The following is a 21,130-nucleotide window of genomic DNA, read 5'->3' as shown; positions in this document are numbered from 1 at the left end:
GCACGTGGGTTCCAGTCATGATGTAACCCGCCCGGATGCTCGACGGCGCGTGTTCTGGAACCTGTTTCGATGTCGCTCTGGTTTGTTCTCGCCCTGATGACGGCGACGGCGGTGCTCGCCGTGCTGTGGCCGCTCGCGCGCCGCGGCGACACTGCGACCGGCGGCCGCGAGAGCATCGTCTACAAGGATCAGATCGCCGAGATCGCGCGGGACCGCGCCGCGGGGCTGATCGGCGTCATCGAAGCGGAGGCCGCGCGGGTCGAGATCGGGCGGCGGCTGCTGGCGGCCTCCGACGCCGATGCCGAGGCGGCGATTGTTCCACGCCCGGCGCTGCGCCGAGCTACGGCCATTCTGGCGTTGATCGGCCTGCCTCTGCTTGCGGTCGTGGTCTATCTGCGGCTGGGATCGCCGATGCTGCCGGATTTTCCGCTCGCCGAGCGTGCGCGTCAGCCGGTGGCGACCGCGTCCCTCGACAACCTGGTTTCCCAGGTCGAGGCACATCTGGAAAAAAATCCGACGGACGGCCGCGGCTGGGAGGTTCTGGCGCCGGTGCTCATGAAGCTCGGCCGCTTCGATGACGCCGTGCAGGCGTTCCGCAAGTCTCTGGCCACCAACGGCGAAAGCGCTGGACGCCATGCCGATCTCGGCGAGGCGCTGGCCGCCGCCGCCAACGGTGTCGTGACCGCGGAAGCCAAGGCCGAGTTCGAGCGCGCGGTGGCGCTGCACACCGACGAGGTCAAGGCCCGGTATTTCCTGGGTCTTGCTGCGGAGCAGGATGGGCGCACGGCGGAAGCCGCCACGATCTGGCGCGCGATGCTGGCGAACGCGCCGGCCGAAGCGCCATGGCGGCCGCTGGTGCAGGCGGCGCTGGTGCGCGTTGGAGGCGGCGTCACCGCGCCGGTGCTGTCGAACGACGAGATGGCGGCGGCCAAGGACATGACGGAGGCCGATCGCACCACGATGATTCGCGGCATGGTCGATCGCCTCGCCACGCGGCTGAAGCAGAACGGCAATGATGTCGACGGATGGCTGCGGTTGCTGCGCGCCTATAAGGTGCTCGGCGATGGTGACAAGGTGCGCGCGACGCTGGCCGAAGCCCGCGCCGCGCTCGGCGAGGATGCCGAGCGCCTCCGGCAATTCAACGACGGACTGAAGGGTCTTGGACTCGATGGCTGACCGTATCGCTTTCCAGTTTCTGTCGCAGAGCCGGCCATGACGCGCAAGCAGCGGCGATTGACGATGATCGGTGTGGCGGCGGTCGTGCTGTTGGCGGCCACCGGGCTGGTGCTCAACGCGCTGCGCGATTCCATCGTGTTCTTCTCGACGCCGTCGATGGCCGCGGAAAAGCATATTCCGGCGGGCAAGCGGTTCCGGCTCGGCGGCATGGTACGTCCCGGGTCGGTCGAGCGCGGCGATCATCTCACCGCACGCTTCGATGTTACCGATGGCAATGCGACGTTGCCGGTCGCCTATCAGGGCATCCTGCCGGATCTGTTCCGTGAGGGGCAGGGCGTCGTCGCCGAAGGCGCGATCGATGCCTCCGGCGTGTTCCGCGCCGACACCGTGCTCGCCAAGCACGACGAGACCTACATGCCCAAGGATGTCGCCGACGCCCTGAAGAAGCAGGGCCACTGGAAGGACGACTACGGCAAGGCCGCGCAGGGAGCCGCGAAATGATCGCTGAAGCCGGGCACTATGCGCTGGTGCTGGCCCTCGGGCTGGCGCTGATCCAGGCCACGGTCCCGGTGCTTGGCGCGCGCCTGCGTGACCCCGTGCTGATGGGCGTCGCGCCCTCGACCGCGATCGTTCAGATGGTTTTCGTGGTCGCGTCGTTCGCCGCGCTGGTGATGCTGCACGTCACCTCCGACTTCTCGGTGGTGAACGTCTACGAGAATTCGCATTCGCTCAAGCCAATGCTCTACAAGATCACCGGCGTGTGGGGCAGCCACGAAGGTTCGATGCTGCTGTGGGTGCTGATCCTCGCGCTGTTCGGAGGTCTGGTTGCGGCATTCGGCCGTAACCTGCCGCTGTCGCTGCGCGCGCTCGTGCTCGCCGTGCAGTCCTGGGTCGCGAGCGCGTTCTATCTCTTCATCCTGATCACTTCCAATCCATTCGCGCGGATCGCCAACCCGCCGATCGAGGGGCGAGACCTCAATCCGGTGCTGCAGGACATCGGCCTCGCGGTGCATCCGCCGATGCTCTATCTCGGCTATGTCGGCTTCTCGATCTCGTTTTCGTTCGCCGTTGCGGCGCTGATCGAGGGCCGTATCGATGCCGCGTGGGCGCGCTGGGTGCGGCCGTGGACGCTGATGGCCTGGATCTTCCTGACCCTCGGCATCGCCATGGGCTCTTACTGGGCTTATTACGAACTCGGCTGGGGCGGCTGGTGGTTCTGGGATCCGGTCGAGAACGCCTCGCTGATGCCCTGGCTCGCGGGAACGGCGCTGCTGCATTCCGCGCTGGTGATGGAGAAGCGCGATGCGCTCAAGGTCTGGACCGTGCTGCTCGCGATCCTCACCTTCTCGCTGTCGCTGCTCGGCACCTTCCTGGTGCGCTCCGGTGTGCTCACCTCGGTGCACGCCTTCGCCACTGACCCGACCCGTGGCATCTTCATCCTGCTGATCCTGTGTGCCTTCATCGGCGGCAGCCTGTCGCTCTATGCCTGGCGAGCGCCGACGCTCCGTCAGGGCGGGCTGTTCGCGCCGATCTCGCGCGAGGGCGCGCTGGTGCTCAACAACCTGCTGCTGACCACTGCCTGTGCCACCGTGTTTGTCGGCACGCTGTATCCGCTGGTGCTGGAGGTGTTGACCGGCGACAAGATCTCGGTCGGCGCGCCGTTCTACAACCTGACCTTTGCGCCGCTGATCCTGCCGCTGCTTGTCGCGGTGCCGTTCGGGCCGCTGCTGGCATGGAAGCGCGGCGACCTGCTCGGCGCGGCGCAACGGTTGATCGCTGCGGGCGGCATTGGGCTCGTCGCGGCTGCAGCCGTTGTCGCCTGGACGCAAGGCGGCGCGGTGCTGGCGCCGCTGGCGATCGGTCTTGCGGTGTTCGTCATTCTCGGCGCACTGACCGATATTGCCGAGCGCACGGCGTTGTTGTCCGCACCACCGTCGATCGCATGGCGGCGGGCACGCGGCCTGCCGCGCGCGGCATGGGGCACGGCGGTGGCCCACGCCGGTCTCGGGCTTACGCTGATCGGCATCGTCTGCGAGACGACCTGGAGCACTGAGCGGATCGTCGCCATGAAGCCGGGCGATACGGTCGCGATCAGCGGCTATCACGCCACGCTTGCCGATCTCGGGCAACGTCAGGGACCGAATTTCCGTGAGATGCTCGGCCGCTTCGTGATCGAGACCGACGGCCGCAGCATCGGCGTGATGACGCCATCCAAGCGCAGCTTCACCACGCGCGGCATGTCCACCACCGAGGCGGCGCTGCTGACCCGTGGCGTCAGCCAGCTCTACATCTCGCTGGGCGATTCCAATTCCGACGGTTCGCTGGCGGTGCGCATCTATCACAAGCCGCTGGTGCTGCTGATCTGGCTCGGCGCGGCGGTGATGGCGGCGGGCGGCGTGCTGTCGCTGTCGGATCGGCGGCTGCGGGTCGGGGCGCCGCGCGTCGCGCGCAAGGGCGCGCGGGCGCTGCAGCCGGCGGAGTAGGCGTCATGCGGATCGGGGTATTCGCGGCAGCAATGTTGACGGCGGCGCTGCTCGTCTGCAGCAGTCTTGCGCATGCCGTGCAGCCCGACGAGATCATGGCCGATCCAGCGCAGGAGGCGCGGGCGCGCGTGCTGTCGCGCGAGCTGCGCTGCATGGTCTGCCAAAACCAGTCGATCGATGATTCCGATGCGTCGCTGGCGCGCGATCTCCGCCTGCTGGTGCGCGAGCGCATCGCTGCGGGCGACAGTGACACCCAGGTGCTCGATTTCCTGGTCGCGCGTTACGGCGCGTTCGTGCTGCTCAAGCCGCAGTTCAACAACGAGACACTCGCGCTATGGCTGTTGCCGCCGCTGGTGCTGGTCGGCGGCGGGCTTGGACTGTGGTGGCATGTGCGCCGCAAGGCTGCGGCCGCCGCAGCTCCCGCGACAGCGGCGGTCGAGGGGTTGTCGCCTGCGGAAGAGACGCGCCTCAGGCAGCTGATGGCCACCGACGGTTCTTCGGATACTTCGTCATCCTGACGGGGTGGAGCGATGAGCGCCCAGCCTTGTGGGCGGGAACCCGCGCCGGCGTGATATTCGCCGCCCTGATGCGATCGTTTGGTCGCCGCGACAAGGCGTCGCTGTTTATTACCAAAGATTAATTCCGCCGACAGAGCGCCGTAAGGGCGCGACGCCCATCTTCAGGTCATCCAAGGTGCAGCCCGCACCGCCGCATAGCCGAAGGCCTGGAGATTCTTATGACTGAACGTCCCGTCGATTTTTCATCGCTGCCGTCCTATACGCCGCGCCGTTCGCGTCTGTCGCTGCGTCGTGCCGCGCTGATGGCGTCGGTTGTTGCCGGCCTCGGTGTCGCCGCCTACGGCTTCGGACCGGCGCTGAGCAACATGGACGTGCTGACGACGACTGCGCATGCGCAGGTCAGCACCACCATGCGCAACGCGCAGCAGCCGGTCGGCTTTGCCGATATCGTCGAGCATGTGAAGCCGTCGGTGATCTCGGTGAGCGTCAAGATCAATGAAAAGGTGACCTCGAACGACAGCGACGACTCGCCGTTCCCGCCGGGCTCGCCGATGGAGCGTTTCTTCCGCCGCTTCGGCGGACCCGATGGTTTTCCGGGGCGTGGCCCGCGCGGCCGTGGTGGGGTCGTGACCGGCCAGGGCTCGGGCTTCTTCATCTCCGCTGATGGCTACGCGGTGACCAACAACCATGTCGTCTCTGGTGCCGACAAGGTCGAGGTGACGACCGATGACGGCAAGACCTATGCGGCGAAAGTGATCGGGACCGACCCGCGCACCGACATCGCCCTGATCAAGGTCGACGGCCGCACTGATTTCCCGTTCGCCAAGCTGTCCGAGGCGCAGCCGCGCATCGGCGACTGGGTGCTGGCGGTCGGCAACCCGTTCGGTCTCGGCGGCACCGTGACGGCCGGCATCGTGTCGGCGCGCGGCCGCGACATCGGCAACGGCCCCTATGACGATTTCATCCAGATCGATGCGCCCGTGAACAAGGGTAATTCCGGCGGTCCGGCCTTCAACGTCGACGGCGAGGTGGTGGGCGTCAACACTGCGATCTATTCGCCGTCGGGCGGCAGCGTCGGCATCGCCTTCTCGATCCCGGCCGCGACCGTGAAGACGGTCGTCAAGCAGTTGCAGGACAAGGGCACGGTCAGCCGCGGCTGGATCGGCGTGCAGATCCAGCCCGTCACCGCCGAAATTGCCGACAGCCTCGGCCTGAAGAAGGCGGAAGGCGCGCTGGTCGCCGAGCCCCAGGCCAACGGTCCGGCGGCGAAGGCCGGCGTCGAATCCGGCGACGTCATCACCGCGGTCAACGACAAGCCGGTGCATGATGCCCGCGAGCTCGCGCGGACCATCGGCGGCCTCGCTCCGGGCAGCTCGGTGAAGCTCAGCGTGCTGCACAAGGGCCAGGACAAGACCATCAATATGACCCTCGGTGAATTGCCGAACACCAAGGAAGCCCGTGTCGGCGGCGACCAGGATTCCGAGCGCGGCAGCGCCACGCGCGGCATCGAGGTGCCCAAGCTCGGCCTCAACGTCGCACCGGCGAACGCTGTGGCCGGCGCCGGCAAGGAAGGCGTCGTCGTCACGGGTGTCGAGCCAGGCGGCATCGCCGCTGAGCGTGGCTTCAAGGAAGGCGATGTCATCCTCGAGGTTGCGGGCAAGGCGGTGGCGAGCCCGAACGAGGTGCGTGACGCGCTCGCCGCGGCCCGCAAGGACAACAAGAGCAGCGTGCTGATCCGCGTTCGCTCCGGCGACGGTTCGCGCTTCGTGGCGCTGCCGATCGGCCGCGGCTGATCCCAGCCAGACGAGTTGGGAAGAATCGCCGGCAAAGTCGCCCCCGCCGACGGTCCTTTCCGGGGGGCGGGCCGCAGGTCCGTCCCCCACCCATTCCCTTCCGGTGGATCCAGCCCCCTCCGTCGGAAGGTTTCAGGACGGGCGGTGAAGTGCCCCCAAGCTTCGCCGCCCGTTGCCTGTTGCATGGCGTAGCGTCCCGGCTGCCGGCGGCATGGCCTTGCATGAGGTTCATCCCCGCGCCATGGTGAAGAAGGCGAACCGTTCTTGACCGCGACCGAAACCCAGATGCGTCTGCTGATCATTGAAGATGACCGCGAATCCGCGGACTATCTCGCGAAGGCCTTTCGCGAGGTCGGACATGTTGCCGAACTCGCTGGTGATGGCGAGGAGGGCTTGTCGCTCGCCGAGAGCGGCGACTATGACGTCCTGATCGTCGACCGCATGCTGCCCAAGCGTGATGGCCTGTCGGTGATCGGCACGTTGCGCGGCAAGGGTAACCGTACCCCAGCGCTGATCTTGTCGGCCCTCGGTCAGGTCGACGACCGCGTCAAGGGCCTGCGCGCCGGTGGTGACGACTATCTCCCCAAGCCGTATTCGTTCGCCGAGCTGCTGGCCCGCGTCGAGGTCTTGTCCCGACGCAACAGCGGCCCCTCGGAAGAGACCGTCTACCGCGTCGGCGACCTCGAGCTCGACCGCCTGTCCCACCGCGTCATGCGCGGGCAGGACGAGCTGACGCTGCAGCCGCGTGAATTCCGGCTGCTCGAATACCTGATGAAGCATGCCGGGCAGGTCGTGACCCGCACCATGCTGCTGGAGAATGTCTGGGACTATCACTTCGATCCCCAGACCAACGTGATCGACGTGCACATCTCGCGGCTGCGCTCCAAGATCGACAAGGGCTTCAGCCGGCCGCTGCTGCACACCATCCGTGGCGCGGGCTACATGATCCGCGACGGGCTGCGGTGACAGCTTTCGGCAAACTGGTCCGGACCACCGCATTCCGGCTGACGCTGGTCTATCTGCTGCTGTTCGCGCTGTTCGCGGTGTCGCTGCTCGGCTATTTCGCCTGGAACACGCGCCGCCTGGTGACCGAGCAGATCACCAGCACCGTCAATTCCGATTTCATCGAGATGAACGACGAGTACGCGCGGGGCGGCCTGCGCGGGCTGGTCTATGCGATCGAGAGCCGCGCGCTGCGCCCCGGCGCCAGCCTCTATCTGATCACCACGTCGACCGGGCAGGCGCTCGCCGGCAATGTCGGCTCGCTCGCGCCGGGGGTGATGAACCATATCGGCTGGTCCGAGACCATGTACCGCCGGCTCGACGAGCAGGACAACTTCGACCACCGCGCGCTGGTGCGGGTGTCCGAGATGTCCGGCGGATTCCGCCTGCTGATCGGGCGGGATCTCGAGGAGCGGCGACGGATCTTCGGCATCGTCGCGTCGGCGGCGCAGTGGTCGGTGCTGATCGTCGTGGTGCTCGGCCTCGCCGGTGGCATTTTTGTCGCGCGGCGCGTGCTGCGGCGTATCGACGCAATGACCGGCACGACCCAGCGCATCATGGCCGGCGATCTCAGCGAGCGCCTGCCGGTCGGGCGCAGTGGCGACGAGATCGATCGCCTGGCGGAAAACCTCAATGCCATGCTCGAGCGCATCGAGATGCTGATGGTGGGTCTCAAGGAGGTCTCCGACAACATCGCCCATGACCTCAAGACGCCGCTGACGCGGCTGCGCAACCGTGCCGAGGAGGCGCTTGCCCGCTCCAGCAACGAGGCGGAGTATCGCGCGGCGCTGGAGCGCACGATCGACGAGTCCGATGGCCTGATCCGCACCTTCAACGCGCTGCTGATGATCGCCCGGGCGGAATCCGGCCAGGCGCGGGGCGATATGGTGGATTTCGACGCCGCCGAGGTCGCGCACGGCATTCACGAGCTCTACGAGCCGCTGGCCGAGGACAAGGGCCTGTCGCTATCCGTGGATGCGGAAGCGGCACCACTGCATGGCAATCGCGAGCTGATCAGCCAGGCACTGGCCAATCTCGTCGAGAACGCCATCAAGTACGGCATGCCGGCGGTGGCCGGCGAGGGCACCGCGACGGCAGCGCCAGCGCCTCCGGATATCGTGATCGCGGCGCGGCGTCAGGGCGACAGCGTACTGCTGAGCGTCACCGATCACGGGCCCGGAATTCCGCAGGCGGATCGGGCGCGGGCGGTGGAGCGTTTTGTCCGCCTCGAGGCCAGCCGGACCCAGCCCGGCTCGGGCCTCGGCCTCAGTCTGGCATCCGCGGTCGCGACCTTGCACGGTGGCGAGCTCAGGCTCGGCGATGGCGATCCCGGATTGCAGGCCACGCTCGCGTTCCCGGCGCCGTCGGTCGCCAAGCTTGCAATTCCGGCGCCGCTGGAACAAAAGACGGCATGATTTCAGCCGCGAAGGCCGACGCGGAGATGATCAGTCTCGCCGCGCGTTTTATCAGCGTGCCCTGCCTCTCCGATGCGGAGGCGGCGCGGCAGCGGCTCGACGAGTGGCTTTCGGAGGTCGCCCCCGAGACGGCGGCTGAGATCGGCCGGGTGTTCGCCAGCCATCCGCGGGCGCGGACGATTTTCGAAAGCATCGCGGAGGCATCGCCCTATCTGTTCGATCTCGCCCGCATCGATGCGGCCCGTGTGCTGCGCCTGCTGGAATGCGAGCCGGCCGCACACCTTGCCGACCTGATCACCCGTACCGCGGCGGCTGCGCCGGCGGCGGAGGATGAGGCCGGCGTGATGCGCCTGCTGCGGCGGACGAAGGCCGAGGCGGCGCTGTTGATTGCGCTGTGTGACATCGGCGAGGTTTGGCCTGTCATGACCGTGACACAGGCGCTCACCGACATCGCCGTGACCTCCGTGCAGTCGGCGCTGCGCTTCGTGCTCACGCAGGAAGCGGCGCGCGGTCGCCTGCAGCCGCCGTTGGCGGATCATGCCGAGGAAGGCAGCGGCCTGGTCGTGCTGTCCATGGGCAAGATGGGTGCCGGCGAACTCAACTATTCCAGCGATATCGACCTGATCGTGTTCTTCGATCTCGAGGCGCCGACGCTCGCCCCGGACATCGAGCCCCAGCCGTTCTTCGTCCGCGCCACCCAGGCGATGGCGCGCATCCTGCAGCAGCGCACCGCCGACGGATACGTCTTCCGTGTCGATCTGCGGCTGCGCCCCGATCCGGCGTCGACGCCGGTGGCGATCTCGACCGCGGCCGCGCTGCATTACTATGAGCGCGAGGGCCGCACCTGGGAGCGGGCGGCGATGATCAAGGCGCGGCCCTGCGCCGGCGATCTCGTCGCGGGCGAGGCGCTGGTGGCCGAGATCGCGCCGTTCGTGTGGCGCAAGCATCTCGATTTTGCCGCGCTGGCCGATGTTCACGACATGAAGCGGCAGATGCAGGCGTTCAAGGGGCATGCCGACATCGCCGTCGAGGGCCACAACGTCAAGATCGGCCGTGGCGGCATCCGTGAGATCGAGTTCTTCGCCCAGACCCAGCAATTGATCGCGGGCGGGCGTCATCCGGAACTGCGGGTTCGGCCGACGCTGGAAGCCCTTGGCATTCTCGCCGCGACCGGCTGGATCACCACGGACGCGCGCGATGAGTTGACCACAGCCTACGAATTCCTGCGCCGCGTCGAGCATCGCCTGCAGATGATCGCCGACGAGCAGACCCATACGCTGCCCGAGGAGCCGGAGGCCATCGCACGCTTCGCCCGCTTCTTCGGCTATGAGAGCCGCGATCATTTTTCGCGTGACCTGCTGGCCCAGCTCAACATCGTGCAGGGGCACTACAGCAAGCTGTTCGAGGGCGATCCTGCCGCATCGGTGACCGCGCCAGCGGTCAACTATGGCGCGGGCCCCGAGGATGCGCGGCTGCTGGAGCGGCTGCTGTCGCTCGGGTTCAAGTCGCCGCGGATGGTCGCCGGCACGCTGGAGCAGTGGTTCAAGGGGGACTACCGCGCGTTGCGTGTCGAGGCGACGCGGCAGGCGTTCGAGGCGTTCGTGCCGTCGCTGGTCGCTGGCCTCGCCAAGGCGGAGGATGCGGACGCCGCGGTGACGGTGTTCGATCGCTTCCTGCAGGCGCTGCAGCGTGGCGGCAGGCTGATCACGCTGCTCAGCCAGAACAGTGATCTCGTCGAGCTGGTCGCGCTGATCCTCGGGGCCGCACCGCGGCTCGGCGACATGCTGGCGCGTCAGCCGCAGATCATGGACGGCCTGATCGATCCGCGCTTCTTCGGCGCCATGCCGGATCAGCGCGAGATTTCCGAGCGGCTCGCCGCAACGCTGGCGGATGCCGGCCCCTATGAGGAATTCCTCGATCGCCTGCGGCTGTTCGGCCAGGAAAGCCTGTTCCTGATCGGCGCGCGTATCCTGTCGGGCACGGTGTCGGCGCAGCACGCCAGCGTCGCCTTCGCCGACGTCGCCGAAGGCATCGTGCGCACGGTGCACCGTCTGGTGGAAGACCAGTTCGCCAGCCAGTACGGCCGCATCAAGGGGCAGGAGACCGCCATCCTGGCGATGGGAAAGCTCGGCAGCCGCGAGATGACCGCGTCGTCCGATCTCGATCTCATTCTGGTCTACGATTTCGACGAGGACAGCCCGGATTCCGACGGCGAACGCTCGTTGCACGGGCCGCAATACTTCGCCCGTCTGACCCAGCGTCTGATCAGCGCCTTCACCACCCGCACCAACTACGGCGTGCTCTACGACATCGACATGCGGCTGCGGCCCTCGGGCCGCGCGGGTCCGGTCGCATCACGTGTGGATGCGTTCGCCGACTACCAGGAGCACGAGGCCTGGACGTGGGAGCACATGGCGCTGACGCGCGCCCGCGTGATCTCGTCGTCGCCGGCGTTGAAGGCACGCGTCGAGACGGTGATCCGGGCGGTGCTGACGCGGCCGCGCGATCATGCGATCACCGCCAACGACGTCCTGGAGATGCGCCGGGCGATCGGCGAGGAGAAGGGTGAGGACGATATCTGGGACCTGAAATACGCGTCCGGCGGCCTCGTCGACATCGAGTTCATTGCCCAGTATCTCCAGCTCATTCACGCTGCGACCCAGCCCGATATCCTCAGCGTCAGCACCGTGCAGGTGCTCGACCAGGCCGCAAGGCTCGGCATCCTGCCGCCGGCGACAGCCGACGTCCTGCGTTCAGCGGCCCGGCTGTATCACGACCTGACGCAGATCCTGCGGCTGTGTGTCAGCGCCAAGTTCCAGCCGGCGACGGCCGGCGAGGATCTGCTGCGTATTCTGGCGCGGGCGGGGGATGTTCCGAATTTCTCGGTGCTGGAAGCGCGGGTGAGGGAAACCCAGGTCGATGTCCGGCAGATCCTGCTGGAGCTGCTCGACGCGAAGGCCTAAGCCGCCGCAGCTGTCGTCAGGAGGGGCGGCAGCTCGGCGCCGCCGCGCGGCACGCTGACATACACCACCGTGCCGCAGCCGATCCGGGAGCGCAGGCGCATGGTGCCGCCGTGCAGCTTGGTCAGGGATTTCGCGATCGCGAGGCCGAGGCCCGAGCCGTGATAGGTCTTGGCGAGCTGGCTCTCGACTTGTTCGAACGGGCGTCCGAGGCGGGCCAGCGACTGGCTGGTGATGCCGATGCCGGTGTCCGCGATCATCAGCACGACGCGGTCTGACAGCGCGCGGCTGCGCACCGTGACACTGCCGCCATCGGGCGTGAACTTGACCGCGTTCGACAGCAGGTTGATCGCGATCTGCTTCATCGCGCGGCGGTCGGCGGTGACCGTGACGCCACCGGCGATCTCTGCCTTCAGCACGAGGCCCTTGTCCTCGGCGCGGCCGGACACCACGCGCAGCGATTCCGCCAGCGTCTGGCCGAGGTCGAGCGGCTCGAAATCGAGCTTCATGCGGCCGGCTTCGATCTTGGACATGTCGAGGATGTCGTTGATCACCTCCAGCAGGTAGCGGCCGCTGGTCAGGATGTCCTGGCAGTATTCCTGATATTTCTCTGAGCCGAGCCGGCCAAACATGCCGCTGCCCATGATCTCGGAGAAGCCGATGATGGCGTTGAGCGGCGTGCGCAGCTCATGGCTCATGTTGGCGAGGAATTTGGACTTGGTCTGGTTGGCTTCCTCGGCCCGGGTCTTCTCTTCGGCGTATTTCCGGGCGAGGTCGGCGAGCTCCTGGGCCTGCCGTTCCAGCGTCAGCTGGGTGAGCTTGAGGTCGGCGACCGTGGCGCGCAGGCGCAGGTCGTTCTCGACCAGCTTCTGCTCGTGGCGCTTGATCTGGGAGATGTCGGTCCCGACCGAGACGTAGCCGCCATCCTTGGTGCGGCGCTCGCTGATGTTGAGCCAGCTGCCGTCCTCGAGCTGGGCCTCGAAGGTGCGGGCGCCCGGGGCGAGGGCGTTCGCCTCGCGCAGGCGGGTGCGCACTTCGGGCATCCGGCCGACTTCGCTGACGGTCTCATAGGGCGTGCCGGGGATGACGGCCGAGTCCGGCAACTGATGCAGGCGCTGGAAGTAGGAATTGCAGAGCACCAGACGGTTGTCGGCGTCCCACAGCACGAACGATTCCGGAATCGTCTCGATGGCGTCGCGCAGCCGCAGGTCGGCCTCGATGGTCTTCTCGGCGAGGCTCTTCTGCTCGGTGATGTCGACGGCGATGCCGATCAGGTGAGTCTCGCCTTCGCTGCCGGCGGCGAGTTCGCAGCGCACCCGCAGCCAGATCCAGTGTCCGCCGGCATGGCGCATGCGGAAGGTATGGTCGATGCAATTGATGTCGCCGGAGATGAGCTGGTTGGCGGTCTCGAACAGGTCGATGTCGTCGGAGTTCACCAGCGCGTTGACCTCGCCGAAGGTCATCAGGTCGCTGCGGCTCTCGAGCCCGAGCAGGGTGAACATCGATTGCGACCAGAAGATCTTGCCGCGCGACAGGTCCCAGTCCCACAGACCGCAGCGGCCGCGGTTGAGCGCGGTGTCGATGCGGCTGCGGACGGCGTCGTTGATGATGTCGCCCTCGCGGGCGCGCGTCGACTGCCAGTGGAAGGCGAAGCCGAGAATCAGCACGACGAAGCCGGTGGTGGCCGACAGCGTGATCGACAGCGCGGCGTCCGAGCGCCACAGCGAGTCGGTCTGCTCCTGCACGACGATGGCCTGGCCGCCGAGCGAGCGGATCGGGCGCTGGGTCACCAGCGCATGGGCGCCGTTGGCGAGGGTGACGTCGAGGATTGGCGATGGCGTCTCGGTGCTGGTGGCCGACTGCAGCACATTGAGGGCGTCGAGCAGGCTGCCCGTCTCTTCCGACGACGAACCCATCGGCACGTGGGCGAGCAGCCGCTGCTCGGCGCCGGCGACGATGACATGGCGGCCGTTGACAATGCCCCAGCCGGGGATCAGGCCCGGCAGCAGGTTCTGCAGGCGTTCGGTTGAGACGGCGTGGTCGAGCGAAGTCCGGTCGGTGTGCGCGACGGCAGAGCGATCGAGGCGTTCGGCGAGGAGGTCGGCAAGTGCGACCAGGTCGCGCTTCATCGCCGTATGCTTCTGCCGCGTCTGATCGACGACCTGAACGATGGCGCCGATGCAGATGGTGAGAAGGAAGGCGATGATCAGGGTGGGGACTGCGCGCCGGAGCGCGGGTTCGGCAATCAGCAGGCGATGGTACGCCGGCTTCGCGATCGACTGCGCCAATCCTTTGATCGAATCGGATTGGACGCACGCGCTCGTCGCGTGTGCGCGCACCATGCCGTGACCCCCTTCCGGAATATACCCCGCCCAACGACCGGAAGGATGAACTCTGCATCACTCCGAATCATGGCTATTTGAGTCCAGATTTTTCGGCCTGTCGAGAGTCAACGATTCATTAACGCGGAAAAAAGTTGTCCCAAAGAGATTTCCCGCGCGTGATTGATGTTGACGTGAGTCCGAAACAGGAACGTCGCGTGACGCATGCGCTTCGTTGATGCTGCATCGGAAGGCGCAGTGTTCAGCGTTCCGGTTCGGCGTGGCTGATGACGCGCTTGACGCAGGGGAAGGCGCGCCGCAACGACCGCTCGATCGCGTCGGCGTGGCGATGGACCTCGATCACGCTCATGGTGGCGCTGGCCCGGCAGTGGAAGTTGACGATCTGGCCGGCGTCGGTGTCGCGAACCCTGACGTTGTGGATGTCGTGGATGGCGCCGCCCTCGGCGGCGATCCCGGTGAGCGCTTCGTGGATGCGGGCGGTGTCTTCGGCCGCGGCGTCGACGCCCTGCGGCAGTTCCGGCTCGAGCGGCTCGATGTGGGTGTCGACCTCGACGTCGGCGCCGAACTCGTCGCGGATCGCCTGTTCGAGGTGGAGCGTGATGCCGTGGGCGTCGACCAGGGCCATGTCGGCATCGACCTCGAGGTCGATGCCGATGGTTAGCCTGCCGCCGAGATCGTGCACCGTGACATGATGGATCGCGAGGCCGCGGTTGCGGGCGATCACCATGATGCGGTCGCGCACGGTCTCGCTGTCGCGGGCCACCGGCTCCGCCGTGAAGCTGAGATCGACGTCGTGCAGGGCCGCGGCCACCGCCTCCTGGGCCTTCAGCTTGATGACGGCGATCCGATCGAGCGGGTAGGTGCGTGGCACCTTCACGGTGGCGTCGATGAAATGCGTGGCGCCGACCATGCGCACCCGCAGCCGCTCGATGTCGATGATGCCGGGGACGGCCCGGATCGCCGCTTCCGCAGTCTCGGCGGCGCCCTTGGGCGCCTGGTCGAGCAGGGTCTCGACGGTCGAGCGGGCAAGGCGCAGGCCGAGCAGGGAGATCATCACCGCGACGCCGAGGGCTGCGGCGGCATCGCCCCAGTGGAAGCCGAGGGCGAACAGCGACAGGCCGATGATGACGGCGACCGAGCCGAACACGTCCGAGGCGAAGTGCAGCGCGTCGGCTTCGAGCGCCTGGCTCTTGGTATCGCGGGCGGTCTGGTGCAGGGCCCGGGCGCGCCAGAGGTTGACCGCGATGTCGACCACGAGAACGACAAAGGGAAGCGCCGAGATCGTTGTCGGCGTCGTTCCCTCGCGCAGCCGGCTGAACGCTTCGACGACAATGCCGCCTGCGAGAATGTAGAGCATCGCGATGACGCCGAGCGCTGACAGACTTTCCAGCTTGCCGTGACCGTAGTGGTGCTCGGCGTCTGCGGGCTTGTCGGAGACGCGGACCACGGCCCAGGTGATGACGGTGGCGACGAGATCGATGCCGCTGTGCAAAGCCTCCGAGATCAGCGCGATGCTGCCGATCGCAAGGCCGACGACGAGCTTGATCGCCGCCATGCTGGCGCTGGCGAGGATCGAGATGGCGGCGACGCGGGTTTTGACGGAGGAGGTGGCGGTGCTCATGGCGGCGGGTTTAGCAGTCCGTCCGCCGCCATCAAAGCCGCGAATCCGCGCACGGGTGCGGACTCAACATCTATGTTTGCTCTTGCAACTTATTCGCGGTTGAAGCTGCTACAGCGCGACGACGATCTTGCCGAGATGACGGTTGGCGGCCATGTGCGCGAACGCTGCGCCGATCTCCGCGAACGGGAACACGCGATCGATTGGCAGTTTCAAGTGGCCGCTTTCGACCGCGGGCCAGATGTCGTCGCGAACCGCGCGGAAGATCGCGCGGATCTCCTCCATTGTGCGGCTGCGGAAGGTGACGCCGACATAGGTGATGCGCCGCGCCGCGTGGGTGTCGAAATCGAAATCGGCATGGCTGCCGCCGAGCCGTCCGACATTGACGATGCGGCCGAGGACGCGGGTCGCGCGCAGGTTCTGGTTCGCCACGCTGCCGGAGATCTGGTCGATGATCAGGTCGACGCCACGGCCCTCGGTCGCGGCCAGCACCCGGTCGACCCAGCCACCGTCACGGGAATCGATCGCGAGATCGGCGCCGAAGCGCGCGAGCTGGCTGCGGCGCTCAGGGGTGGTCGACGAGCCGATCACGGGCCTCGCGCCCTTCAGCCGTGCGATCTGCAGCGCCATCAGCCCGACGCCGGAGCTCGCCCCCTGGACCAGCACGGACTGCCCGTCCTGCAGCATGCCGTTGGTGACAACGGCGTTGTGCATGGTGGTCAGCGCGAGCGGCAGTGTCGCTGCTTCTTCGTAGCTCATGCCATCGGGGATCGGGAACAGGCGGCCATGGTCCGCAAGGGTGTGGGCGGCGAATGCTGCTGCCCCCGATCCCATGACGCGGTCGCCGACCGCGACGCCTCGCGCCTCCGGACCGACGGCAGTAACCTCGCCGGCCCATTCCATGCCGAGCACGGTGCCGGGGCCGCCGGCCGCGCCATGGGCATGGCCCCTGGTCATGCCGATGTCGGCGCGGTTGAGACCGCAGGCATGGACGCGGATCAGCACCTGAGGCCCCTGCGGAGCGGCGGGCTCGGGAACGTCGGCGATCGCTGCGCCGCCGGTCGCGTAAACGTAGGCCTTCATGGGCGAGGGCTCCGTTGTGTCGTTGGCGTCTGTGTCGTTGACGTCAGCGGCGACCGCCGGCGGTGATGCCGCCGTCGATGGTCACAATGACGCCGCTGGTGTAACCGGAGCGATCGGAGGCCAGGAACGCCATCATGTCGGCGATCTCGCGCGGCTTGGCGGCGCGACCGAGCGGAAAGCCGGCCATGATCTCGGCATGGCGATTCTCGTCGCCGAAACGGTCGGCGGCCTGGCGCTTCGACAGGGCGATGATGCGATCGGTTGCGACCGGTCCGGGATTGATGCCGACGACGCGGATGTTATCCTTGAGGCTCTGGCCGCCAAGGGCACGCGTAAAGGCCATCAGCGCGGCGTTGCCCGCGCTGCCGGTGATGTAGTTGGCATCGAACCATTCGCCGGCGGCGCCGATATCGTTGATGATCACGCCATGGCCGCGACGCTTCATGGCAGCATAGACCAGCCGCGTCAGGTTGATATAGCCGAACACCTTGAGGTCCCAGGCATGCCGCCAGGTGGCTTCGTCGACCTTGTCGAGCGAGCCTCCGGGGATGTCGCCGGCATTGTTGACGAGCACGTCGACGTCGGCTGCGGCGTCCGCCAGAGCGGCGAGCTGGTCCGACTGGCGCAGGTCGACCGCGTGGACCGAGACCTCGATGCCATGGGCCTTGCGCAGGCGTTCCGCCAGCGTTTCGAGGGCATCGATGTTGCGGGCGGCGAGGCGCAGGTGGCAGCCTTCCTCGGCGAAGGCTTCGGCCGCGGCGGCGCCGATGCCCTTGGAAGCGCCGGTGATGAGGACGCGTCGTCCGCGCAGATGCAGGTCCATGTGCTAAACCTCGGGTTGTCCGGCTTCGTGAGACCGGCTGTGGCGGCGGCGTTGCGCCGATGGGCCGCTCCGGCCATTGTCGAGGCCATGAAAGACAGGATGGGAACCGAACTTTGCCGCCGGTGCGACGCGATGTCCACTGCGCAATGTTGCCGTAATGTGAATGTGAGACATCGAACCTCAGACAACGCTGGCGTATCACTTTGCGAATCTTGCTGGTCGAAGACGAGCCAGAAATGGCCGAAGCGCTGCGGACCGCGCTCAAGCGCTATGACATCGTGACCGATCATGTGCGCACGCTCGCCGACGCCGTCGAGGCGGTGGCGGTCGACGTTCATGGCGCGATCCTGCTCGACCGCCAGCTGCCCGACGGCGACGGCCTCAGCCTGATTCCACGCCTGCGGGCCAAGGGGCTCGGCGTTCCGGTCATCGTGCTCACCGCGCGCGGCGACCTCGCCGACCGGGTGACGGGACTGAACACCGGTGCCGACGACTATCTCGCCAAGCCGTTCGCCATCGAGGAACTGATGGCGCGGCTGCGGGCGATTCTGCGCCGCCCGGCGGATGTGGCCGCCGACATCATGCAGGCGGGCCGGCTGTCGTTCGACTTCGACAACCGAGTCGCGTCGGTCGGGGGTGAGGCACTCAACCTGCCGCGGCGCGAGCTGCTGGTGCTGGAGACGCTGTTGCGGCGGATGGGGCGCACGGTGCAGCGCGCCTCGCTCGAGCAGGCGGTGTACAGCTTCGACGACGAGATCCAGTCGAATGCGCTGGACACGCACGTGTCGCGGCTGCGCCGCAAGCTGACCGATGCGGAAGCGGGCCTCGAGATTCATGCCATCCGGGGCATCGGCTATCTGCTGAAGCCCGCACGATGAGCGAGCGGCCGCTCCGCTCCCTGCGGTCGCGTCTGATCTGGCGCCTCGTTCCCCTGCAGGCGGCGCTGCTCACCGCGCTGGTCGTGCTGGTGATCGGGGCGATGTGGGCCACCGGCTATCTCATCGACAACCGTGACGAGGACCGCGTCATCGATGTGGTGCAGGCCGCGATCGTACGCAATGCGTCCGGTGGACTGACGCTGCGCGCGACCGCGGATCTCGCGGCGCTGCGCGCCGACGATCCCGGCCTGTGGTTCGTCGTGCGTGATGGACAGGATCACGTCCTGACCGAGGGCGTGGTGCCGCCGGATTTCGCCGGTATCGGCGGCGCGCTCGACCAGATCAGCCAGGGGCGTCTTGGCTGGCAGATCGGCGACGATCCCGATCGGTATGCCGCGCGGTTCAAGCGGGTGACCACCGAGGCGGGGCCAGTGCAGATCCTCACCGCGTCGCAGGGCCCGATGCCGCTGCGCAAGGCGGTGCTGGTCGGGCTGTTGCTGTTCGCCGCGATCGGCCTGCCGTCGCTGCTGCTGATGACGCTGGCGACATTGATCGCGACCCCCGTGGTGGTGCGCCGTGCGCTCGCCGGGCTCGGCGATGCCGCCACGCAGGCCGGCCGGGTCGACTTCGATCGCCGCGGCGCGCGCCTGTCGCCGGCCGATATGCCGGCCGAGGTTGCTCCGCTGATCGATGCATTCAACGGCGCGTTGCGGCGTCTCGACCACGGCTACGAGCGGCACAAGCGCTTCCTGACCGACGCGGCGCATGAGTTGCGCACGCCGATCGCGATCCTGCAGACGCGTCTCGAAGGCCTGATCGACAGCGGCGACAAGGAGCGCCTGCTGGAAGACGTGTCGCGCCTGGCGACGCTCGCGGAACAACTGCTCGACTTGCAGCGCCTCGATCTGCACCCCGAGCTCATGGCACCTGTCGACCTCGTCGGCATCGGCGCCCGTGTGGCGTCCGATCTCGCGCCGCTGGCAATCATGGCCGGCTACGAGATGTCGTTCGTCTGCGAGGCCGAGACCGTCATGGTGACGGGCGACCAGGCTGCGCTCGAGCGCGCGGTGATCAATCTCGTGCAGAACGCCATTGCGCATGGCGGGCGCAAGGGCAGCATCACCATCAGCGTCGAGCAGCCCGGCACCATTGCGGTGTGCGATCAGGGACCGGGGATTGCGCCGGAACACCACGAACGGATTTTCGAGCCGTTCCATCGCCTGCAATCGCACAACCGCGGCGTCGGCCTCGGGCTCAACATCGTCCGCGAGATCGTGCAGCGCCACAACGGGCGGATCGCCGTGGCAAGCGGGCCGGGCAAGGGCGCCTGCTTCCGGATGTCGTTTCCCGTGCTGTAGTTATTTTCGCGCGTGCGCCGCGAATCGCAATGTCCCCATCATCTGGCTGCGTCACAAGGCAGAAGCCTTTTCGATCGCAGTGGATTGCCGGAATGATGACAACAAACGACGTGTTTTCCTTCTTTCGCGCCTGGGTGACGCAGCCGGCCCGTGTCGGCGCCATCGCGCCGTCGGGCGCGGCGCTGGCCCGTCTGATCACCAGCGAGATCGGTCCGAACACCGGACCGGTGATCGAACTGGGGCCGGGCACCGGTGTCTTTACCGAGGCGCTGCTCGCGCGCGGCGTGCAGCAGGAGAATCTTGCCTTGATCGAGTACGGCTCGGATTTCGTGCGGCTGCTGCAGCTGCGCTTTCCCGACGCACGGGTATTGTGGATGGATGCCGGGCAGATCAGTCAGCACAACCTGTTCGACAGCCAGTCGGTCGGCGCGGTGGTGAGCGGCCTGCCGCTGCTCAACATGACGCCGCGCAAGATGATGGCGATTCTCGGAGGCGCATTCAACTATCTGCGCCCGGGAGGCGCGTTCTACCAGTTCACCTATGGTCCGCGCTGCCCGGTACCGCGGCCGCTGCTGGACCGTCTCGGCCTGAAGGCGACCTGCATCGGCAGCGCGCTGCTCAATGTTCCACCGGCGTCCGTCTATCGTATCAGTCGCCGCAAGCCGCTCCGGATCGGCTGAGCATTCGACGCCGGCCGCATTTCCTGTCATAGGGAGGCCCGTGAATGCGAGGAGCAGTACGGGTATGCGGATCTTCATTTTCGGGCTTGGCTATTCGGCGGAGATCATCGCGCAGCGTCTGCTGATTGCTGGCGCCGGCGTGGCGGGAACCGTGCGCACCGCCGCCAAGGCGGAACGCCTGTCCGATGCTGGCCTGACCGTGCGGTTGTTCAGCGGCGAGGAGCACGATGCCGCGATCGCCGAGGATCTTGCCGCGAGCGATGCCGTGCTGATCTCGGTGCCGCCGCAGGGCGGGCAGGATCTGGTGCTGCGCATCCATGGAGCGGACCTCGCGGCAGCATCGCACCTGCGCTGGATCGGCTATCTCTCGACCGTTGGCGTCTATGGCGACCACGGCGGCGGCTGGGTTGACGAGGGCACGGCGGAGACGCCGTCCGACGGCCGCTCTCGGGAGCGTCTCGCGGTCGAGCGGCAGTGGCTGGCCTTTGGTGCCGAGCGCGACATCCCGACCCATATCTTCCGCCTCTCGGGGATCTATGGGCCGGGGCGCAACCAACTCGTGCAACTGGCCGAGGGCAAGGCACGGCGGATCGTCAAGCCGGGGCAGGTCTTCAACCGCATTCATGTCGCCGATGTTGCGCAGCTCGTCGAGGCGTCGCTGGCGCGGCCGCGCGCCGGCGCGATCTACAACGGCGCCGATGACGAGCCGGCGCCGCCACAGGACGTCGTGACGTTCGCCGCAGCGCTGTGCGGCGTCCAGCCGCCGCCGGAAATTGCCTTCGACGAGGCCGATATGACGCCGATGTCGCGCAGCTTCTTCATGGAGTGCAAACGGGTGCACAGCCAGCGCACCCGCGCGGAGCTTGGCGTCACGCTGCAGTATCCGACCTACCGTGAGGGGCTCACGGCGTTGCGTGCGGCCGGCGACGGCCCGGCCTGAGGCGAACGTTGTCAGCAGCGGCGCTGCGCGGTAAGCAGGGCTGAACGACCGCTACCCTGAG

Annotated in this window: 16 protein-coding genes; 12 read left to right on the top strand and 4 right to left on the bottom strand. The window is 67.3% G+C overall.

Going from position 1 to position 21,130, the window contains the following annotated elements:
• The first annotated feature begins 69 nt into the window (after positions 1-69).
• The 8 genes from ccmI (at position 70) to JQ639_RS06010 (ending at position 11,350) form a co-directional block, all read left to right on the top strand.
• Positions 70-1,176: a c-type cytochrome biogenesis protein CcmI gene (ccmI, locus tag JQ639_RS06045; protein WP_211970292.1), complete on the top strand. Its 1,107-nt coding sequence runs from the start codon at positions 70-72 to the stop codon at positions 1,174-1,176.
• A gap of 36 nt (positions 1,177-1,212) precedes the next feature.
• Positions 1,213-1,677 carry a cytochrome c maturation protein CcmE gene (gene ccmE, locus JQ639_RS06040; protein ID WP_211970291.1) on the top strand — a complete coding sequence of 155 codons (465 nt, stop codon included), beginning with the start codon at positions 1,213-1,215 and terminating at the stop codon, positions 1,675-1,677.
• On the top strand, positions 1,674-3,659 hold the full coding sequence (locus JQ639_RS06035) for a heme lyase CcmF/NrfE family subunit (protein WP_211970290.1): 1,986 nt from the start codon (positions 1,674-1,676) through the stop codon (positions 3,657-3,659). Before ccmE ends, JQ639_RS06035 begins: the two co-directional genes overlap by 4 nt.
• A gap of 5 nt (positions 3,660-3,664) precedes the next feature.
• A complete protein-coding gene (locus JQ639_RS06030) occupies positions 3,665-4,177 on the top strand; it encodes a cytochrome c-type biogenesis protein (protein ID WP_211970289.1) in 513 nt (170 codons plus the stop codon).
• 218 nt (positions 4,178-4,395) lie between these two features.
• Positions 4,396-5,970 carry a Do family serine endopeptidase gene (locus JQ639_RS06025; RefSeq protein ID WP_211970288.1) on the top strand — a complete coding sequence of 525 codons (1,575 nt, stop codon included), beginning with the start codon at positions 4,396-4,398 and terminating at the stop codon, positions 5,968-5,970.
• A gap of 285 nt (positions 5,971-6,255) precedes the next feature.
• Entirely contained in the window at positions 6,256-6,936 is a 681-nt protein-coding gene (locus JQ639_RS06020; protein ID WP_211970432.1) for a response regulator transcription factor, read from the top strand.
• A complete protein-coding gene (locus JQ639_RS06015; RefSeq protein WP_211970287.1) occupies positions 6,933-8,387 on the top strand; it encodes an ATP-binding protein in 1,455 nt (484 codons plus the stop codon). Before JQ639_RS06020 ends, JQ639_RS06015 begins: the two co-directional genes overlap by 4 nt.
• Positions 8,384-11,350 carry a bifunctional [glutamine synthetase] adenylyltransferase/[glutamine synthetase]-adenylyl-L-tyrosine phosphorylase gene (locus JQ639_RS06010; RefSeq protein ID WP_211970286.1) on the top strand — a complete coding sequence of 989 codons (2,967 nt, stop codon included), beginning with the start codon at positions 8,384-8,386 and terminating at the stop codon, positions 11,348-11,350. Before JQ639_RS06015 ends, JQ639_RS06010 begins: the two co-directional genes overlap by 4 nt.
• On the opposite strand, the gene JQ639_RS06005 is transcribed toward JQ639_RS06010, so the two are convergent.
• The 4 genes from JQ639_RS06005 to JQ639_RS05990 all read right to left on the bottom strand — a co-directional run bounded on the left by JQ639_RS06005 (position 11,347) and on the right by JQ639_RS05990 (position 17,213).
• The gene (locus tag JQ639_RS06005; protein ID WP_211970285.1) at positions 11,347-13,689 is read right to left on the bottom strand and encodes a PAS domain-containing sensor histidine kinase; all 2,343 of its coding nucleotides are present in this window, start codon (positions 13,687-13,689) and stop codon (positions 11,347-11,349) included. The genes JQ639_RS06010 and JQ639_RS06005 overlap by 4 nt on opposite strands.
• A 241-nt stretch (positions 13,690-13,930) precedes the next feature.
• Positions 13,931-15,310, bottom strand: a complete 1,380-nt coding sequence (locus tag JQ639_RS06000) for a cation-efflux pump (RefSeq protein ID WP_211970284.1) — start codon at positions 15,308-15,310, stop codon at positions 13,931-13,933.
• 108 nt (positions 15,311-15,418) lie between these two features.
• Entirely contained in the window at positions 15,419-16,390 is a 972-nt protein-coding gene (locus tag JQ639_RS05995; protein ID WP_211970283.1) for a zinc-binding dehydrogenase, read from the bottom strand.
• A 43-nt stretch (positions 16,391-16,433) separates the two neighbouring features.
• Positions 16,434-17,213: an SDR family oxidoreductase gene (locus JQ639_RS05990; protein ID WP_211970282.1), complete on the bottom strand. Its 780-nt coding sequence runs from the start codon at positions 17,211-17,213 to the stop codon at positions 16,434-16,436.
• A gap of 203 nt (positions 17,214-17,416) precedes the next feature.
• On the opposite strand from JQ639_RS05990, the gene JQ639_RS05985 reads away from it, so the two are divergent.
• The 4 genes from JQ639_RS05985 (at position 17,417) to JQ639_RS05970 (ending at position 21,069) form a co-directional block, all read left to right on the top strand.
• Positions 17,417-18,091 carry a response regulator transcription factor gene (locus JQ639_RS05985; protein WP_211970281.1) on the top strand — a complete coding sequence of 225 codons (675 nt, stop codon included), beginning with the start codon at positions 17,417-17,419 and terminating at the stop codon, positions 18,089-18,091.
• Entirely contained in the window at positions 18,088-19,449 is a 1,362-nt protein-coding gene (locus JQ639_RS05980) for a sensor histidine kinase (protein ID WP_211970280.1), read from the top strand. Before JQ639_RS05985 ends, JQ639_RS05980 begins: the two co-directional genes overlap by 4 nt.
• A 92-nt stretch (positions 19,450-19,541) precedes the next feature.
• On the top strand, positions 19,542-20,129 hold the full coding sequence (locus JQ639_RS05975) for a class I SAM-dependent methyltransferase (RefSeq protein WP_249123665.1): 588 nt from the start codon (positions 19,542-19,544) through the stop codon (positions 20,127-20,129).
• A gap of 64 nt (positions 20,130-20,193) precedes the next feature.
• Positions 20,194-21,069, top strand: coding sequence for an SDR family oxidoreductase (locus tag JQ639_RS05970; RefSeq protein WP_211970279.1), 876 nt, complete (start codon positions 20,194-20,196; stop codon positions 21,067-21,069).
• Positions 21,070-21,130: the final 61 nt, after the last annotated feature.

The sequence above is a fragment of the Bradyrhizobium sp. U87765 SZCCT0048 genome (assembly GCF_018131225.1).
GTDB lineage: Bacteria > Pseudomonadota > Alphaproteobacteria > Rhizobiales > Xanthobacteraceae > Bradyrhizobium_A.
This window is presented reverse-complemented; position numbering and strand designations above follow the sequence as displayed.

Coding starts and splice junctions, on each gene's coding strand:
- ccmI (WP_211970292.1), top strand. CDS start 70: ATGTCGCTCTGGTTTGTTCTCGCCCTGATGACGGCGACGGCGGTGCTC.
- ccmE (WP_211970291.1), top strand. CDS start 1,213: ATGACGCGCAAGCAGCGGCGATTGACGATGATCGGTGTGGCGGCGGTC.
- JQ639_RS06035 (WP_211970290.1), top strand. CDS start 1,674: ATGATCGCTGAAGCCGGGCACTATGCGCTGGTGCTGGCCCTCGGGCTG.
- JQ639_RS06030 (WP_211970289.1), top strand. CDS start 3,665: ATGCGGATCGGGGTATTCGCGGCAGCAATGTTGACGGCGGCGCTGCTC.
- JQ639_RS06025 (WP_211970288.1), top strand. CDS start 4,396: ATGACTGAACGTCCCGTCGATTTTTCATCGCTGCCGTCCTATACGCCG.
- JQ639_RS06020 (WP_211970432.1), top strand. CDS start 6,256: ATGCGTCTGCTGATCATTGAAGATGACCGCGAATCCGCGGACTATCTC.
- JQ639_RS06010 (WP_211970286.1), top strand. CDS start 8,384: ATGATTTCAGCCGCGAAGGCCGACGCGGAGATGATCAGTCTCGCCGCG.
- JQ639_RS06005 (WP_211970285.1), bottom strand. CDS start 13,689: ATGGTGCGCGCACACGCGACGAGCGCGTGCGTCCAATCCGATTCGATC.
- JQ639_RS06000 (WP_211970284.1), bottom strand. CDS start 15,310: ATGAGCACCGCCACCTCCTCCGTCAAAACCCGCGTCGCCGCCATCTCG.
- JQ639_RS05995 (WP_211970283.1), bottom strand. CDS start 16,390: ATGAAGGCCTACGTTTACGCGACCGGCGGCGCAGCGATCGCCGACGTT.
- JQ639_RS05990 (WP_211970282.1), bottom strand. CDS start 17,213: ATGGACCTGCATCTGCGCGGACGACGCGTCCTCATCACCGGCGCTTCC.
- JQ639_RS05980 (WP_211970280.1), top strand. CDS start 18,088: ATGAGCGAGCGGCCGCTCCGCTCCCTGCGGTCGCGTCTGATCTGGCGC.
- JQ639_RS05975 (WP_249123665.1), top strand. CDS start 19,542: ATGATGACAACAAACGACGTGTTTTCCTTCTTTCGCGCCTGGGTGACG.
- JQ639_RS05970 (WP_211970279.1), top strand. CDS start 20,194: ATGCGGATCTTCATTTTCGGGCTTGGCTATTCGGCGGAGATCATCGCG.